At 46.8% G+C, this 17,581-nt stretch carries 8 protein-coding genes; 7 read left to right on the top strand and 1 reads right to left on the bottom strand.

The genetic code is table 11. From position 1 onward, the window contains the following. Positions 1–16 precede the first annotated feature (16 nt). The 5 genes from LEP1GSC061_RS17020 (at position 17) to LEP1GSC061_RS17000 (ending at position 5,588) form a co-directional block, all read left to right on the top strand. Positions 17–1,180, top strand: a complete 1,164-nt coding sequence (locus tag LEP1GSC061_RS17020) for an acyl-CoA dehydrogenase family protein (RefSeq protein ID WP_016546864.1) — start codon at positions 17–19, stop codon at positions 1,178–1,180. A gap of 86 nt (positions 1,181–1,266) precedes the next feature. Continuing rightward, positions 1,267–2,691, top strand: coding sequence for an anthranilate synthase component I (gene trpE, locus LEP1GSC061_RS17015; protein ID WP_040509351.1), 1,425 nt, complete (start codon positions 1,267–1,269; stop codon positions 2,689–2,691). Continuing rightward, positions 2,688–3,266, top strand: a complete 579-nt coding sequence (locus LEP1GSC061_RS17010; RefSeq protein WP_016546633.1) for an anthranilate synthase component II — start codon at positions 2,688–2,690, stop codon at positions 3,264–3,266. Before trpE ends, LEP1GSC061_RS17010 begins: the two co-directional genes overlap by 4 nt. A gap of 4 nt (positions 3,267–3,270) precedes the next feature. Then, positions 3,271–5,169, top strand: coding sequence for an ABC transporter ATP-binding protein (locus LEP1GSC061_RS17005; protein WP_016546647.1), 1,899 nt, complete (start codon positions 3,271–3,273; stop codon positions 5,167–5,169). Continuing rightward, the gene (locus LEP1GSC061_RS17000) at positions 5,166–5,588 is read left to right on the top strand and encodes a response regulator (RefSeq protein WP_016546689.1); all 423 of its coding nucleotides are present in this window, start codon (positions 5,166–5,168) and stop codon (positions 5,586–5,588) included. The genes LEP1GSC061_RS17005 and LEP1GSC061_RS17000 overlap by 4 nt, the downstream gene beginning before the upstream one ends. On the opposite strand, the gene LEP1GSC061_RS16995 is transcribed toward LEP1GSC061_RS17000, so the two are convergent. After that, positions 5,585–6,715 (bottom strand): carbon-nitrogen hydrolase family protein, encoded by a 1,131-nt coding sequence (locus LEP1GSC061_RS16995; RefSeq protein WP_016546794.1) that lies wholly within the window; start codon positions 6,713–6,715, stop codon positions 5,585–5,587. The two genes, LEP1GSC061_RS17000 and LEP1GSC061_RS16995, sit on opposite strands and share 4 nt — an antisense overlap. A gap of 513 nt (positions 6,716–7,228) precedes the next feature. Here LEP1GSC061_RS16995 and LEP1GSC061_RS16990 point away from each other — a divergent pair. After that, a complete protein-coding gene (locus LEP1GSC061_RS16990) occupies positions 7,229–17,134 on the top strand; it encodes a type I polyketide synthase (RefSeq protein ID WP_040509062.1) in 9,906 nt (3,301 codons plus the stop codon). Then, entirely contained in the window at positions 17,131–17,580 is a 450-nt protein-coding gene (locus tag LEP1GSC061_RS16985) for a holo-ACP synthase (protein ID WP_016545959.1), read from the top strand. The genes LEP1GSC061_RS16990 and LEP1GSC061_RS16985 overlap by 4 nt, the downstream gene beginning before the upstream one ends. Position 17,581: the final 1 nt, after the last annotated feature.

The raw sequence follows: 17,581 nt of genomic DNA, 5'->3' as shown, positions 1-17,581 counted from the left end.
ATAAAGGTTAGTTATAATGGATTTTGCTCTTTCGGACGATCAAAAGGCGCTCAGAGACCTGGCGCGAGACTTTGCAAAAAATGAAATCCGCCCTAAAGCGGAACACCACGATAAAACGGCGGAATACCCTCTCCAAATCCTGAAAAAGGCCTGGGAAATCGGGCTCATGAATATTCATATCCCGGAGAAATACAACGGCGCCGGAATGGCCGAGTTGGACGACGTAATCATAGGCGAGGAATTATTCTGGGGTTGTTCCGCAATGGCGACCGCAATTCTCGCAAATAACTTGGCCTTAGCCCCGGTGCTCATCGGAGCGAGCGACGAGGTATTGAAGAAATGGGTACAGCCCATGACCGAACAATTCCAACTTTGCGCATACGCTGTGACCGAGCCGGGAGCAGGTTCCGACGTCGCAGGAATTCGCACTACCGCTCGTAAAGTGGGAGACGAATACATCATCAACGGTTCCAAGATGTGGATCACGAATGCGGGTTATGCGGATTGGTTCTTCGTCCTTACCAAAACCGATCCGGCTGCAGGTCACAAAGGAATCACCGGTTTTATCGTAAGTTCCAAGACTCCAGGAGTGATTGTAGGTAAGAAAGAATTGAACATGGGACAGAAATGTTCCGACACGAGAGGCATTACCTTCGAAGAAGTGAAGGTTCACAAAAGCCAAATGATCGGAAACGAAGGAGACGGTTTTAAAATCGCAATGGGAGCCTTCGACCATACTCGTCCCGGAGTCGCTATCGGAGCGGTGGGAGTCGCAAGAGCTGCGATGGAACACGCATTAGAATACGCGAAGACCCGTAGTGCATTCGGAAAACCCATCATAGAGAACCAAGCTATCTCCTTTATGATCGCGGAGATGGCGAGAGACATCGAAGCGGGAAGATTGCTTTGCCACCAAGCCGCTTGGTTGATCGATAACGGCTATCGCAATACTTACCAAGCCTCTATCGCAAAAGCATTCTGCGCGGACGCTTGTATGAGAATCACCACCGACGCAGTGCAAGTTTTAGGCGGTTACGGATTCAATTCGGAGTATCCCGTAGAGAAGCTTATGAGAGACGCAAAAATCTTCCAAATCTACGAGGGAACCTCTCAGATCCAAAGATTGATTATTTCCCGTTATCTTTCCGAAGGTAAGGGAATAGAAGGACCAAACATCTGAAGGAATTCTCCATCACATACGAGGAATTCCTGGAAAGAACCAAATCCGGGAATTTGATTCCGATCTTTAAACAGGTCTTCCTCGATTTGGAAACTCCGGTTTCTCTCTTTGCAAAATGGGGAGGGACCGAGGCCAAGCATTCCTTTCTTCTGGAATCGGTGGAAGGCGGAGAAAAGGTAGGTAGGAACTCTTTCTTAGGCAAGGATCCGTATCGACTACTATACGGCAAGAACGGGTTATTCTACGTTTCCAAGAAGAATGAACCGGAAACCGAGATCATTACTTATGATCCTCTCTTTCTTTTAGAATATTCCATGGGCGACGATAAATATGTCCCAGATCATAGACTCCCTTCCTTCCAGGGAGGAGCCGTAGGATTCTTATCCTATTCTTCCGTGCGTTATTACGAAAAAATCCCCGATACCAAACCCGAAGACGAGCCTGCGCCCGACGCTTACTTCGCTCTCTATGACGAGGTCCTGGTGGTGGATCATGTGGATCGACTTCTACGTATCGTTGTCAATGCGAGACTCTCAGAATTCGAAGATCCTAAGGCTTGTTACGAAGCGACCCTAGAAAGAATCGATGCGATCGAAAAGGAATTAAGAGAAGGAGAATTACCCGGCTGGGTGAAGCATCCTCTGGAAGCGAAGGAGAAGCTGGAATACGTTCCTAATATTCCCGACGAAGATTATAAGAAGGCGGTTCAAAAAGCGAAGGAGTATATCTACGCCGGAGATATCTTCCAAGTGGTTCCATCCCGCAAATTGGAATTCCGCCCGGGAGTTCCTCCGTTCCAAGTCTATCGGGGCTTAAGAACCGTGAACCCTAGTCCTTATATGTATTTCCTGAAGCTGGACGATATCTCCCTTGTAGGATCTTCTCCCGAGATCATGGTCAAGTGTAAGGATAGAAAGACCTATCTGCGCCCTATTGCGGGAACCCGCCCTAGAGGTGCGAATCCGGAGGCAGATAGACTTCTAGAGGAAAATCTTCTCGCAGACCCCAAAGAAATCGCGGAGCATATCATGCTTGTGGATTTGGGTAGAAACGATCTAGGCAGAGTGTGCGAAGCGGGCAGCGTAAGAGTGGAAGATTTCAAAATCATAGAGAAATATTCTCACGTTATGCACATTGTAAGCCAATGTTCCGGAATTTTGGAAGAGAGCAAAAGCGTCTACGATCTGTTAAAGGCCACCCTTCCCGCGGGAACGGTTTCCGGAGCGCCTAAGATCCGAGCCATGGAAATCATAGACGAACTGGAAAGAACCAGAAGAGGAGTCTATTCAGGAGCTCTTGGTTATATCTCTTACGCCGGAGACACGGATATGGCGATCGTGATCCGTACGATTTCCTTTTACGGAGAAAGGGCTTTTGTGCAAGCGGGTGGAGGCGTGGTGTACGACTCCTCTCCCGAGGGAGAATTGGACGAAACCAAGAACAAAATGGCGGCCTTACTCAGAGCGGTGGACTTCGCGCGAAACGGTCTCAAAGGAGAATGGAACCGATGATTCTTCTCGTCGATAACTACGACTCCTTCACGTATAACTTATACCAATATTTTTCCCAAATAGGAAACAAGGTCGAAGTATTCAGAAACGATAAAATAGATCTGAATCATATCAAAGAACTGACCCCCAAAGGGATCGTACTCAGTCCCGGCCCCGGAAGACCCGAAGATTCGGGAGTCTGCATCGACATCCTAAAGGAAATGACCGGAACTCTACCGATTTTAGGAGTCTGTTTAGGTCACCAGGCGATCGGTCTCGTTCACGGAGGAAAAGTCGTGAACGCTCCTAGCATCATGCACGGAAAAGTAAGCCTGATCGAACACGACGGAAAGGATATCTATAAGGCGATTCCTTCTCCTTTTTTAGCGACAAGATATCATTCTTTAGTAATAGAACCCGAATCCCTTCCATCGGTCTTGGAAGTCTCCTCCAAGACCCAGGACGGAGTGATCATGGGTGTGCGCCACAAAACCAAACCACATCTTTACGGGGTCCAATTCCATCCCGAGTCCATCATGACTCAGGACGGTTTGGAGCTAGTTAGGAATTTTTCTCGGATCGTTTCCGAAGCGTAAAAGCATGAAGATCTTTTTCCGCCTAATGTCCTATTCCGTACGTTATAAGTATCGGTTTTTATTAGGCATAGTCTTTGCTCTGCTGACTGCGGTATTGAATGCTGTCTCCCTGACTTCCATCATTCCCCTTTTCGACACCATGGCCGCCGATCCGAACGTGCGATTTCAGTTCGAGATTACCGCGGCGGAAGAACAGATTCTTCTCAAATCCAGATACGCTCCCTTGGATCCTCTGGAACATTCCAAAAAGATACTGATCGATCTCAAAAAATGGTCCAACGGAAGAACCAAGTATATGGAACCTCGAGAAGTCGTATGGGCAGTCTGCCTTCTCATTCTTCCGTTATACGTTTTGAAATTACTCTCGTATCTGGCCTCCGTCTATTGTCTGGCGACGGCGGGCTACTGGGCCGTTCGTGATATTCGACAGAAGCTCTTCGAGAAGAATCAGATGTTGCCTCTCACATACTTCTTTAAGGAGAAGACGGGACTCTTGATGAGCCGGATCATAAACGACGTAGAAGTCGTATCCGCAGTCATCTCCTCCAATTTTCGGGACGCGACCATCAACTTTTTTTACGTAGTCACACACCTACTCGTACTGCTTTATTTAAATACGGAATTATTACTGATCGCTTGCGGAACGGTCCCGCTCATCATTCTTCCCGTCACCTTGTTCACCAAGAAGATCACCCGCTCCACGGAAAGACTACAGGAAAAGATGGCGGATCTGAACGCGAATCTCCAGGAGATGATCTCTGGAATTAAGGTGATTCGTATCTTTAATACCGAGAGGCACGAGAAGGAAAAATTTTCGAAAATCAACCAGAACGTTTATCGTAGGAACTTCAAGGGTCAATACTATCTGCAAATCGCGCCTAGCCTAGTGGAATTGACGTCTTCTCTTGTGGTTCTCGGATTCTTCGCTCTCGGAGCCAAATATATCTTAGCGGGCAAGACGGATTCTCCGTTCACAGTCGGCCAGTTCATGGTCTTCCTACTTACCCTTCTATTTCTACTTCGCCCTCTCACTCAGCTTTCGCAGATGGTGGGAAAAGTATCCCAAGCGATCATCGCGGGAAAAAGAATCTTCGAAATCATCGATCTGGAAACCGAAGACCATAGCGAAGAAGCCAAAATCAAAACGGAAAAACTTTCGGATTCCATTTCCTTCCGCAATATAACTTTCGCCTATCCTGGAACCAATTCCGAAGTCCTAAAGGATATCAACCTGACGATTAAGGTAGGCGAAACGGTCGCCATAGTAGGCGCAAGCGGCTGCGGTAAATCCACTCTAATGGATTTAATCCCTAGATTTTTCGATCCGAGTACCGGATCCATAGAGTTCGACGGCAATAATATAAAAGATCTGAGCTTAGCCGATCTCCGCAAAAAGATCGGAATCGTTACCCAGGATATCTTTCTATTTCACGGAAACGTTGCGGATAACATCGCCTACGGAAAACCGGGAGCGTCGCGCAAAGACGTTATTCGCGCTGCGAGATTGGCCCACGCGCACGACTTTATTAAGAAAATGGATAACGGTTACGATAGCGTTTTAGGTGTTCGAGGATTGAACCTCTCCGGTGGACAAAGACAGCGCCTTGTGATCGCAAGAGCCCTATTACGGGATCCGGAGATCATGATTTTGGACGAGGCTACGTCGGCTTTGGACACCGAATCCGAAAGATTGGTAAGCGACGCGTTACGAAGACTCTTCGCGAACCGGACGACTTTCGTAATCGCCCACAGACTTTCCACCATTAAGGATATTCCCAGAATCATAGTAATGGACAACGGAAGAATCGTAGAGGAAGGAAATCATAATTCCTTAATGGAACAAAACGGAATCTACCGGAAACTTACCGACAATCAATACGCAGGAACGGGAATCCTACCTTGAAGAAGCCTTTAATCTTGGTCGTAGACGATAACGATCGCTACGCGAATAATCTGATCGAATATCTAAAAACGCTCGGTTGCGAAACGATTCGCGCCATCGATGCGGCACAAGGCTGGAGCATGTATCGCGCCAATAAGAACCTGCTAAAAGCGGTGATCACGGATATTACCATGGAAACCCAAACTTCCGGTTTATGGATGATTCGCAATATTCATAAGGACGGATTCTCCGGGATCAAGGTAATCGCAACCACAGGCTTTGATGTGGCGGGAGTCATGGCGATCAGCAAATACCTTCTCCCTTGGTTTGCGGGGATCGAGTATATGGTTCCTAAAGTTCCCTTGAAAGCGGGAAAGGTACTCTTACTTCCTACAAAACTAGGATCCGCAACCTTCGAAGAAAAATTAAAGGCTCTTTAAAGCCATAGATTGTAGATAGTGTTCTTCCTTGCTTGGGGCAGAGAGGCTACGGTTTGCCTTCCGCCCTGTAATAAAAACGTTTCTCCGTCCGATTCCAAATCCCAAAGTTTTCCTTGTAGGAAGATATTGATCCCGTTTTGAAAACCGAGTCTGCTTGCTCGGCCGAGTAGAGCGTATTTTTTCCAAGCCTCGGCCTCCGAAATTTTTCCGATATCCTTAGGATCCACATCGGAAGGATTCTTTTCTCCGTTATAACCTCCCCAAGGCTTATCCCAAACAGAACTCTCTCCCCGATTGATATAAGATGGAACCGCAATGAAGTCCGCTCCATTCTTACGAAGATTCTCGTAGGATTCGGGATACCAGGAATCGGCACAAACCAACACCCCCATCCTACCGGCAGGTGTAGGAACTACGACTCCGGGAGAAGAGGAAGCGCTTAAGAACGGTTTTTCCTCTTCGGTCAAAAAACGTTTTCTCACCGGCGGATCCAAGACCCGGCCTTCTCTTCCGAACACGAAACTAGCATTATACAGATCTTTGGAATTCGAAGTGATTTTTCCGGACTCCAGGATGGGAGATTCTAAAACGATGGATCCGGCGAGAATGGTGACTCCGTATTTGCGGGAAAGGTAGGAGAATGTATTCTCATATATCTCGCGCATCGATCCCGATTTAGTCCGGAATAACGCCGCTTGTAGCGCCTCCCTCTCGGAAGATGAAATATAATCGGCAAGGAATCGAAAAGGATGTCTCAAAATCAAAAGGAATAATCCGGATTGGATATCAGAAGCGGAATACACTCCGGATTTTTCATCCGCAACCACGAGCCAGGTCGCATAATATTCGGGAAAGACCATAACCGTCTTTTCGTTCAGCCAGCCTTCTTCCTTTGCCTTGATAAAATAGGATTCGGTTTTCTGTAGGAACTTTTCTTGGTTCGAGTAATCTGCGGGAATCATATATGGCTCGACTCCGATCAGGTTTCCTTTGCCTCGACCATTTCCGTAAGATATCGAATCCACGGAAAGAATCCTCGCTTCCTCGGCATTTCCTAAATCGTAATTGCACCAAAAACCGTAAAACCCCGCGACTAGTAAGGATAATAACAGAACGGATCTCCGCATTTCCACAACACCTCTTTATCTTTGTTTCGGCTTAAGAACTTACGAGCGGATATCCTCCCGTCAAGTGGGAAAGATCTAAACGGCCCTTCGAAAACGATATCTTGAAATCCTATCGCCCTAAGCGAACCTCCGAACGCAAGCAGACAGAGGATGACGAATGAATTACTTAATATTTTACTAATACTATGTAAACAATCGTTCATCAAGAATAAGCGCTCGTTCGTCACAGCAAACGAGGGCATGCGAGCAAAAACTCACTTACTTACGAACGATCGTTAGCTAACCAATGTTAGTTAACTTACGTTCATTAGTATAGAATCTGTACATTCATATTATAAATTAGGAAAATATTCAAGATGTAGCAATTGTTATACCTTCGTTAACGCCGTTAAGAAGAGATGATTTTATTTTTTAGAGTCTAGAAATATTTTTTTCTTGAAATCAAAACGTAAACTCAGCCGAGTAAAAACGTAATGCATACAATCGAAAATTTATTAACCGAAGGTCGTTTAAATGAAATCGAAATATTCTGACAATCCAATCTCATCCGATCATACATTCACATCATTTAACCATCTAGGCGAAGCGAATACGAGTTCATATGTAGTATTCGGAGGACAGGGCATAGATCCTATGCCGGAATTGAGATCTTTCTTCGAAGAAGGAAATTCCAACTCGGAATTCTGGGATGTAATCTTTACGTCGCTAAAGGAAGAATACTCTTCATTAGATTCCAAGAGAGTTGCCCTAGTCCTTCCTTACGGATTCGATCTGCAAAATTGGTTGGTTTATCCGGAACAAACTCCTGATTCTTTCGTATTAAAAAATTGTTCCTACAGCGTTCCTCTTATCTTTATAGCGCAGGCGACCAGTCTTTATAGGATCGCTAGAGAATCGAGCGACTGGGAATTTTTCTCCTCGTCCATAAAGGGAATCTTCGGACATTCCCAGGGAGTCTACGCTGGACTTTTACTTTCTCTTTCTCATGACAAGACTTCTTTCTTACGAAACCTTTCCTTAATCGTTCGCATTCTCTTGAACCTTGGGATCCGTTCCCAGGAAGAATTTCCCGTTTTGGACTTCGATCCCGTCTTTCGTAAACGATTACGTCCCGACGAAACACCTTCGCCTATGGCTGCACTCCGAACGGAACAAGATGAAATCCTATCTCGAGAATTAGATAAATTTAATGCGGGCAGAACTTCCGAAGAAATGGTCTATCTCGGTCTCAAGAACGGCCCTAAGGTTAGAGTATTATGCGGATCCCCCGAGGCTCTTGTGGAATTCCGGGACGTACTTTCTTCTCAGTCGTTTCCGGATACCGAATCCTGGTCCTTTCTAAAAGTATCGGCTCCGTTTCATAGCCCGCTCTTGCGAAGAGTTCCCGTCCTACTCGAGGCGGATTGCAAAAGAGTCGGCTTCTCTCCAGATCGCGGGGACTTGCGGATTCCCTTATACGATACAAGAGATGGTAGAGATCTTAGAACGGAAAGCGATATAGCTCTCTCTCTTTCCCGAATGGCGGTCGCCGAGACTCTGGACTGGGATACCTGCATCGATTCTCTTAAAAACGAAGAGACTAGAATATTACTTCTTTCCTTCGGACCGGGAACGGATGCGGAAAAACTATGCGTTCCGTCCATCAAAGGAAAAGCTTTTCTAATACGGAATTTAAGCAGAGAAGAATCTCTCCGTTCCTTTAAGAAGGAAGATCCTTTGGATTTTCCGACTCCTTGGAAGGAATTCGTTCCTAGCCATGTTATTCTTCCCAACGGTCGGAAGTTGATTCGAAATCGCTATTCGATTTGGAGCGGACGACCTCCCGTTTTCGGCGGAGGAATGACCCCTTCTACGGTGGAACCGAATATGGTAATCGCGGCCGCCAAGGAAGGTTACTTGGTGGAATGGGCCGGAGGCGGACAAGTCACCGAAGAATTATTTAGAAAGAGAATGGATGTGTTCCGTCGGGAACTTCCTGCAGGTACGGGGATCGTAGTCAATCTACTATATCTGGATGCTTATCTTTGGAATTTACAACTTCCTTTAGTAAAGAAACTTAAAATGGAAGGAGCTCCGATCGACGGAGTTACGATCTCCGCCGGAATTCCGGAAACGGACGAAGCCGTCAAAATTTTAAGGGACCTGGAATCTCTGGGAATATGGATGAACTCCTTTAAGCCGGGGACCCAAAAGCAAATCAAGCAAGTCCTTGAAATAGCGAAGAGGATTCCCGAGTCCCAAATCCTGATGCAGATAGAAGGTGGCGCTGCGGGAGGACATCATAGTTGGGAAGACCTGGAAGAATTGGTGCGCTCCACTTATTCCGAAATCCGAGATTGCAAAAACATAATATTGGCCGTAGGCGGAGGAATCGGAGAGAAAAAAGAAACGACCGATTGGCTATTCGGAACCTGGGCTGGTAAAAATCCGATGCCTGTGGACGCCGTCTTCTTAGGCACAAGACTCATGGCCGCCAAAGAGTGCTGCACCTCCGAAAAAATAAAACAGGCTCTCGTCTCCTTGGGTGGAAGCGATAATTGGAAAACCACACAAGAAGGAAAAAGCGCAGGCGGAGTTTTATCCGGACGCTCCGGATTAGGTGCGGATATTTATTACGCGCAAAATACATGGACTAAGCTTTCATCTTTAGCCGAGGAACTTACGAAAGGAAAGGAATCCGATGAAGCCCGAAAAAACGTAGAGTCCCGAAGAGCCGAATTGATCGCTTTATGCAATGCCACGGCAAAGCCTTACTTCGGAGATCTGGGGAGAATGACTTACACCGAAGTCCTTTCCCGTTATATCGAACTAACCTGCTCTAAAGCAAGACTTATCTCCCCCGAGGGAGAATGGCCGGATCATCCTTATATCGACAGAAGCTATCGAACCAGATTATTCGAACTCGTAAGAAGATTCGAATCCAGACTTTCCGAAAATTCGGAAGGGTTTTATATATTACAGAATTTAGATGAACTCTCCGATCCGGATTCTTTTTTGACGAAATGGAAATCCTCCTACCCTGCCGACAAAATAGTCTTACCGGAAGACGGGATATTTTTCTTGGATGTTTGCCGCAGGCCGGGCAAGCCCGTGAATTTCGTGCCCGTGCTGGACGAGGATCTTGTGAAATGGATACGGTCCGATTCTCTCTGGTATTCCCATTGTGTGGACATGGATCCGGATGCGTGCGCTTGGATCCCCGGCCCTAAGGCAGTTTCAGGAATCCGTAAAGCCAACGAAAGCGTAGGAGAAATCTTCTCCGATTTCTTGGAAGAAGTATATTCCCAAAAAGCCAAACGCATCGATTCCTGGTCGAATCTTTTTACGGATAGAATTCTTTCTCGGACTCTATCCGATCTATTTCCGTCGGAGCAAATTAACTCGAGTCATATTCTTATCCGGGAAGAGATGGAGATTTCTCCTTCCGAATGGATTCGCCATCTTTCGAAATTAGGAAACGGATTTCTCTCCGGATTATTGCTATCTCCTAGAATCGGATCCACAATTTCCGACCTTGCGTCGGTCTTCGCTCCTAGAACCGGCAGAACGTTCCAATGGGAAACGAGTCCTAACGGAGATTTGATCCTCCTCCGCGTATCGGAAGGAGAGATGTTGAAAGTGGAGCTCCGACTGTTAGATAAGGACTCTGCGGAATTGGATCTGATCTACTATGATCCTAAAAATCGAAATGCGATCCCCTTTCGTAGAAAATTCCACTCGGAGAAAACGGGAGAATCCTTCTTCGGAGAAGATTCGGAACTAAAAGAAAAGTCCGTTCAGGAACTCTATCGTAAGATCTGGAATTTAGAATCCGTATCTTCGGGCTCCGAGAACAAAGGAGTCTACGAGGACGAAATCGTAATAGATCGGGAAAATATATTAGAATTTCGGAAAGCGATCGGCGAGTTGAGAAGAAGCGACCTTAAATCCGAACCGAATCCGCCCTTAAGCATGGGAACCACTTTTGCGTGGAAAGCACTACTCGCACCTCTATTCGGATTGGAAAATAAAAACCTCTTCAAATTACTACATCTTTCCCAATCCTTCCGCTGGGAAAAGGAAGCCCATAATCTTTGCCCCGGAGAAAAACTTTTATCCCAAGCGCAAATCGTTCGAGTTCGAAAATTAGGTTCCGGCCAAGAGATATCCATCGCCGGCACGGTCTCTAAAAACGGAAAAACGATTTGTAGTTTTCGAACCGCATTCCTGATTCGGGATGCGATCGAACCTTTCCGAGAATTCGATTCCATACCGATCGACCGAAAGATCCGAATCCGAAACCAAGCGGAATGCGATATTATAAATTCTTTAGATTGGATCGAAGGAAAATCCGGATCTCCCGTTGCCGTGGGAACGACTCTTAGATTCGTTTCTTCTGAAAAACGATCGGAGAGAATCGATTCTCGAATCGAAAAGCTTTTCGCGATCGGAAAAGTAGAAATAGTAACTCCGACCGGAACGCAGGCCTGGGGAGATTTCCGAAAAGAAGAGACCTACGCTTTCGGAGAACCTTCTAATCTGGATAAATTCTTTTCCGTCTTCCAAGACGCGGAATCTGAAACCGATCTACACCAAAAACACAGAATACTCTCCCATACGTTCTTTGCTCCTATGGAGATGTCCGAATATTCCTCCGCATCTGGAGACACGAACCCGATCCATACGGATAAGGATTTCGCGATCTATGCGGGCTGGAAGGATAGAATCGTACACGGACTTTGGACGTCCGCAAGAGTGATCAAGCAAATCGTAACGGATGCCTGCAATGGAAATCCGAATAGATTATTCTCCTTCGAAGAATTTTTCGAGGCCCCCGTATCTTTAGGGGAAGAATTGAAATTAGAAGCCAAGCATATCGCTCAGTCCTTAGGAAATCAGATTCTCGAAGTAATCGTAACCAATCGCCAAGGAGAAATAAAGCTTAGAGGCAAAGCGGCGATCGCTCCTCCCAAAACGGGTTACGTCTTCACCGGACAAGGCTCCCAATCCCAAGGCATGGGGATGAAACTCAAAGACGAATTTCCGGAAGCCAAAAAGATCTGGCAAAGAGCCGAAGCCACCACTCAAAACGAGTTAGGTTTTTCTTTATTAAAAATCGTGCAAGAGAATCCGACTGTTCTCCGGGTAGGAAAACGGATTTGGAATCATCCGAAAGGGGTTCTGCACCTCACGCAATTCACTCAAGTCGCCTTGGTGACTAAATCCATGGCCGATTGGGAAATTCTGAAAGAAAGAGGCTTCTTAGTCAAGGAGGCCCCGTTTGCGGGTCACTCACTCGGAGAATTCTCCGCTTTATCCGCAAGAGGATTCCTCGGTCTCGAAAACGTGATCCGAATCGTATATGGAAGAGGCCTCACTATGCAGGGCCTCGTTCCTAGAGATGCGGAAGGCAGAAGTCCCTACGGAATGAGCGTAGTATTAGGAAACCGTCACGTAGGCTTGGGAGAAGAAACCATTCTTGAAGTTGTTAAGAATATACGGGAAAAAACCGGTCTTCCCCTGGAAGTAGTGAACCTGAATATTCGAGATAAGCAATATTCGGTCACCGGAGATCTCAAAGCGCTCGCAGAAATGGAGGCCAAGTTCAAGGAAATCGTTCGCGGCAAAAAGACGACCATTCGCTTGGAGGGAATCGATGTGCCTTTCCATTCCAGAGTTCTGGTCTCCGGAGTGGAAGAATTCCGAAAAACTTTGGAGATGAACATCCCTAAAAATTCCCATTTCGACGAATTGGACGGAAGATATATCCCGAATTTAGTCGCCCGTCCGTTTTCCACGAAAGAAGAATTCATTGCAAAAGTTCAGGAGATTTCAGGCAGTCCGATACTTGCAGAAATTCTAAATAAGCAAACGGTCCCGGTCTCCGAACAGGATCTACGGCGCATTCTTCTGATCGAGTTATTGGCTTATCAATTCGCAATGCCTGTACAATGGATCTTAACGCAGGACGTTTTCTTCCAGGAGTTAGGAGTACGCAGACTCATAGATCTGGGCGCCAGAGGCGACCTAGCGGGAATGGCGAGACAAACTCTAAGAGATCTGTCCGATTCCTCCTCTTACGAAGTCCTCCACATGGAGGAAAATCGAAATATAGTCTTGTCGGAAGGAGAGGATTGTGAGGACGCTGCCTGGAGTCATATCGAAGAATCCAGACCAGAAACGCAGGTCCAAGCGGAATCGAAACCGGTTCTTCCTGCTTCCCAAACTATCGTTAAGCCGGAAGAGGTTTCCGTTGTCGTTAGCTCCGATTCATCCGGCGACGAGGCCTCGGTAAGCTTGAGTAGAAAGGATGCGTTATTCGCACTTCTCTCCTTGAAAGCGGGAATCCGCCCCGACGAGATTTCGGAAGAGGAGAATATAGACGCCCTATTCGGGGGAAATTCCTCCAAAAGAAACCAAGTCATGGCCGACCTAGGAGCGGAATTCAAGACCCAGAGTTTGGACGGCGCTCATGAAAAATCGCTTCGGGATCTCGTGAAAACTTTGGAGGAACAATCCTCCTACAACCAACCGGGCCCGTATTTAAGGACCGTCTTCGAAGAAACTTTAAAGAAATTCTTCCCGCCGGATTTCGGACGAGGAGAAGTCTTCAAGCACTTGAAAGAAGAAAGAGGTCTCTCCGAATCCGGAGTATTCGCTTTGAGCATTTTTCTTCCTTTAGTAGTAAGAGAAGGAGAGTCTTTGAAAAAAGGCTCTCTAAGCCCGATCTCGTTAAACTCCAGATTATCCGGCGCAAAAGATGCGAGCAAATGGCTAGATAAAGCGGTGGATGCATTCGCTCAATCTAAAGGAATCCGCATAGGAAAAAAATCCGCGGTGGGAGGAGGTTCCGGAAGCGGAGCGAAAGTGGACGCTGCCGCTCTGGAAGAATTGGAAAGAAAATACTTCGGAGTGGAAGGGATCTTCGGAAAAACCATCCAAGACTTCCGAAGAAGACTTTTAGGAGAGGATCCATATTCCGAATTCTTAATCAAAGATAGAATGGAAATCGAGGCCGCAAGACAAAAGGTCTCCGAGACGGCGCCTTCTCCCCTTTTCGACGAAAAGAAAATCGTCACTTTCTCCAATTCGGAACAATGGGCCAAGAAGAGATTATTACAACTGCTTGCCGAACTGGAAACTGGTAAGAGAGACGCTTTTTCCCTTCAGGAGAAAACGTATTTTACCAATCACGCAAGTGACGCGCTAGAAAAGATACTGCGCTATCGTAAGAGCCTTTGGAAAAAATGGGAAACTTCTTCCGAAAAAGATCAAGTACCTTACTCCAAACTTCAGGAGATTACGGAAGATCTGATTGTTTCCTGGAAATCCGAAAAAGGAAAAGGCCCTCTTTTCCGTGCCTCGAATTCCGTACTCAGACCTAAATTGGAGATCTCTCCGGAAGGAAATTGGAATTTCCGAGAAGAGGAAGAGAAGGTCCACCCAAAACGATTCCTGGAGAACAAGCTATCCATCAAAGCGAGTAAAGATTATGGAAGCTCCTTCTCCAAGAATTCCGCCGAGTCCGAAATTTTCCTACAAACGTTGGAAAAAAGCGTAGCCGAAGGAATCGGATTCTCCGGATTAAAGGTTTTGGTAACGGGAGCCGGACCGAATTCCATCGCATTAGAAACTGTATTCTCCCTATTGGCCGGTGGAGCGGAAATCATTCTCACCACGACATCCTATTCGTCCGAAAAATTGAAAATATACCGAAGGATTTTCCAGAAATACGGAGCCGAAGGTTCTTCTTTAAAGATTATTCCTTTCTCCCAAGGATCCTTCGAGGATATCTCCCGACTCTCTGATTGGCTCTCTTCCAAAGACTGGCAACCGGACGTATTGATCCCGTTCGGAGCGGTAGGAGAGGAGAATTCCGCGTCTCAATTGGACGATTCTTCTTTAAACTCTCTGCGCGTTATGCTCCTTGGTGTGGAAAAGCTGATAGGTACGCTAGGAAGAAGCAGAGGATCCTTCGGAAAGGATTCCTCTCCTATACACGTTATTCTTCCTTTGTCTCCGAACCATGGAATCTTTGGTAGAGACGGGATGTATGCGGAAACGAAGTTGGGACTCGAGACTCTATTTCGAAAAAAATTCTCCGAAGCGGAAGACTGGGGAAAAAATACCAGAATCCACGGCTGCGTAATCGGGTGGGTAAGAGGCACGGGCTTAATGGAAGCGAACGACATAGTCGCACAAGCCCTGGAGGAAAAAACGGGGATCTCCACATTCTCACGCAGAGAAATGGGACTTCTACTTTCTTGCCTCATCCATCACGTCGCGTTCCAATCCAAGGAAGAAGTCTTAAAAGCGGACTTCACGGGAGGCTTGGACTCCGTCACCGATCTGGGAAGAGCCCTTTCCGAAATCCGAGCCGGGATCCTTACGGATGCCAAAAATAAGAAAGAAATCTTCGCATTAAAGAACGAACTTCTTTCCCGCGAAGTGGAGAAAGAAAAACGAAAAACGTTACCTAAAGAAGCCTATGCTTATCCTTCCTTTCCTAAAGAAGATCATCTAAAAGAAATCGCCAAGAGTCCTTTACCCGAATTATCCAAACAAATCTGCGTAGTCGGTTTTGCGGAAGTAGGCCCCGGTGGAAGTTCCCACAGTCGTTGGGAATTGGAAAAAGAAGGAGTCCTCTCCTTGGAAGGCGCTCTGGAACTTGCATGGACCATGGGTCTCGTGAAATTCCAGGCCTCCGATAAAGGCAGAACCTGGACCGATTCGGAAACGGGCGAGCCTGTTCCGGAATGGGAGATCAAGTCCAAATACGAGGAAAAGATTCTGGCTCATTCGGGAATCCGAATCATAGATTCCGAAAGCAGAGGATTCGACCCTGACGCGTTATTTTCCTTTGTGGACGTGGTTTTGGAGGAGGACTTCTTCTTGCCCGTTTCCGGACCGGAAGAGGCGGAAGAATTCAAAAAGGCGGATCCGGATTTCACCGAAAAATACCACGATTCGGAAAAAGATAAATGGTTCGTCCGACGTAAAAAAGGAAGCCAAATCAAAGTTCGTAAGGCCATCGACTTCGCGAGAAAAGTCGCAGGCCAAATTCCGAAAGGGTGGGACGCTTCTCGATACGGAATTCCTAAGGATCTTACCAAGCAAGTGGATTCTATCACGGTATATAATATTTACTGCACTTGTGAAGCCTTTCTTCGCGCGGGGATGGAGCCGATGGAGTTGTATCGGTTCCTACATCCTAGTCTAGTCGGCTCCACGGTGGGCTCAGGTATGGGTGGAATGGGAAAAATGAAACGGATGTTTCAGGATTTCCTACTCGGTAAGGAAAGACAGCATGACGCACTCCAAGAATCCTTAATCAATGTGACCGCTGCTTGGGCCTTAACATCCTATGTGGGAGCTTACGGTCCCGTGCAAACTCCTGTCGCTGCCTGTGCAACGGCGGGGATTTCCCTCGAAATGGCGGCGGGCCTGATCCGAGAAGGAAAAGCGGGATTTATGTTAGCCGGAGCCTTTGACGATTATTCGGAAGAAGGCCTGGTAGGTTTCGGAGATATGCAAGCCACCGCGAGTAGCGTGGAAATGGAAGCGATCGGCATAGAGCCCAAAGCGATCTGTAGACCGAACGATATTCGAAGAGGAGGTTTCGTAGAGGCGCACGGAGGAGGAGTGATTCTACTCGCAAGAGGAGACATCGCACTTGCGGCCGGATTACCCGTTTACGGAATCCTGGCATATGCTGGCTCCAAAACGGACGGTATTCAAGCCTCGATTCCGGCACCCGGACTCGGACTCCTTTCTTTAGGTGCGGAATCGGAAAAAGGAAATTCTCCTTTAAGAGACGCGTTATCCGCATTCGGACTTTCGGCGGACGATATCGGAGTCGCGTACAAACACGATACATCCACCAAGGCAAACGATAAGAACGAGAACAAACTCCTCTATAACCTTCTACGCAAACTGGGAAGAAGCGAAGGCAATCTTTTACCGATCGTTTCCCAAAAATTCTTAACCGGACATTCCAAGGGCGGAGCCGCAGCTTGGCAGACAATAGGCGTATTACAAAGTTTGGAAGAAGGGATCGTAACTGGAAATCGGAATCTGGAAGAAGTGGATCCGGATATGAACGAATACCCTTTCCTTACCTTTTCGGACGAGAGCATTCGCTTCGGAAAACATAAGCTAAAAGCGGGAATGCTAACGACCTTAGGATTCGGACATGTAGGTGCACTCTGTCTGCTCGTTCATTCCGATTATTTTCTCGCATCCGTTCCGGAAGAGAAGAGAGCGGAATATCTTTCTAAACGAAACGAAAGGGAAATACGCGGAAGAAATCGTTACCACGAAATCAGGATGGGGGTCGGCAAGCCTCTCTATGAGAAAAAAACCAAATCCTATTTCGAAGAGGACGAAATTGGAATCCTTTTGGACGCCGACTACAGAATCCGATCGGAGCAAAAAGGATGAAGACCGCAAACGAACCGAATCCTTCCTTTTTCGAAGTTAGGGATCTATCCTCCGCTTCCATCGGAATCGATCTCACCTTCGTTCCGGAATTTGCAAAAGTCGTGGAAGATTCCGCCAGCTTCTTTCTGAAGGAGACTTTCACGGAATGGGAGAGAGGCAGGGCGAAGTCCAAACCCAAAGACCAATCGGCGTATTTCTTTGCAGGAAGATACGCCGCCAAGGAAGCCTTTATCAAAGCGCTGGACGGTCGAAGATTGTTCTTAGAGCCGGATCTTATATTAAAATATTCGGAAATTGAGATACGAAACGATGACTACGGTAGGCCTTACTTCCGATTCTACGGAAACCTAGCCGAATATATTCGAAGTCTGAACCCTAGCTCGATCCGTCTCAGCATCAGCCATACGGAGGATTACGCATTTTCTGAAGTCCTCCTAATACTTTAGG

Origin of the sequence: Leptospira wolffii serovar Khorat str. Khorat-H2 (assembly GCF_000306115.2) — a bacterium.
In the GTDB taxonomy this organism is placed as follows: Bacteria; Spirochaetota; Leptospiria; order Leptospirales; family Leptospiraceae; genus Leptospira_B; species Leptospira_B wolffii.
This window is presented reverse-complemented; position numbering and strand designations above follow the sequence as displayed.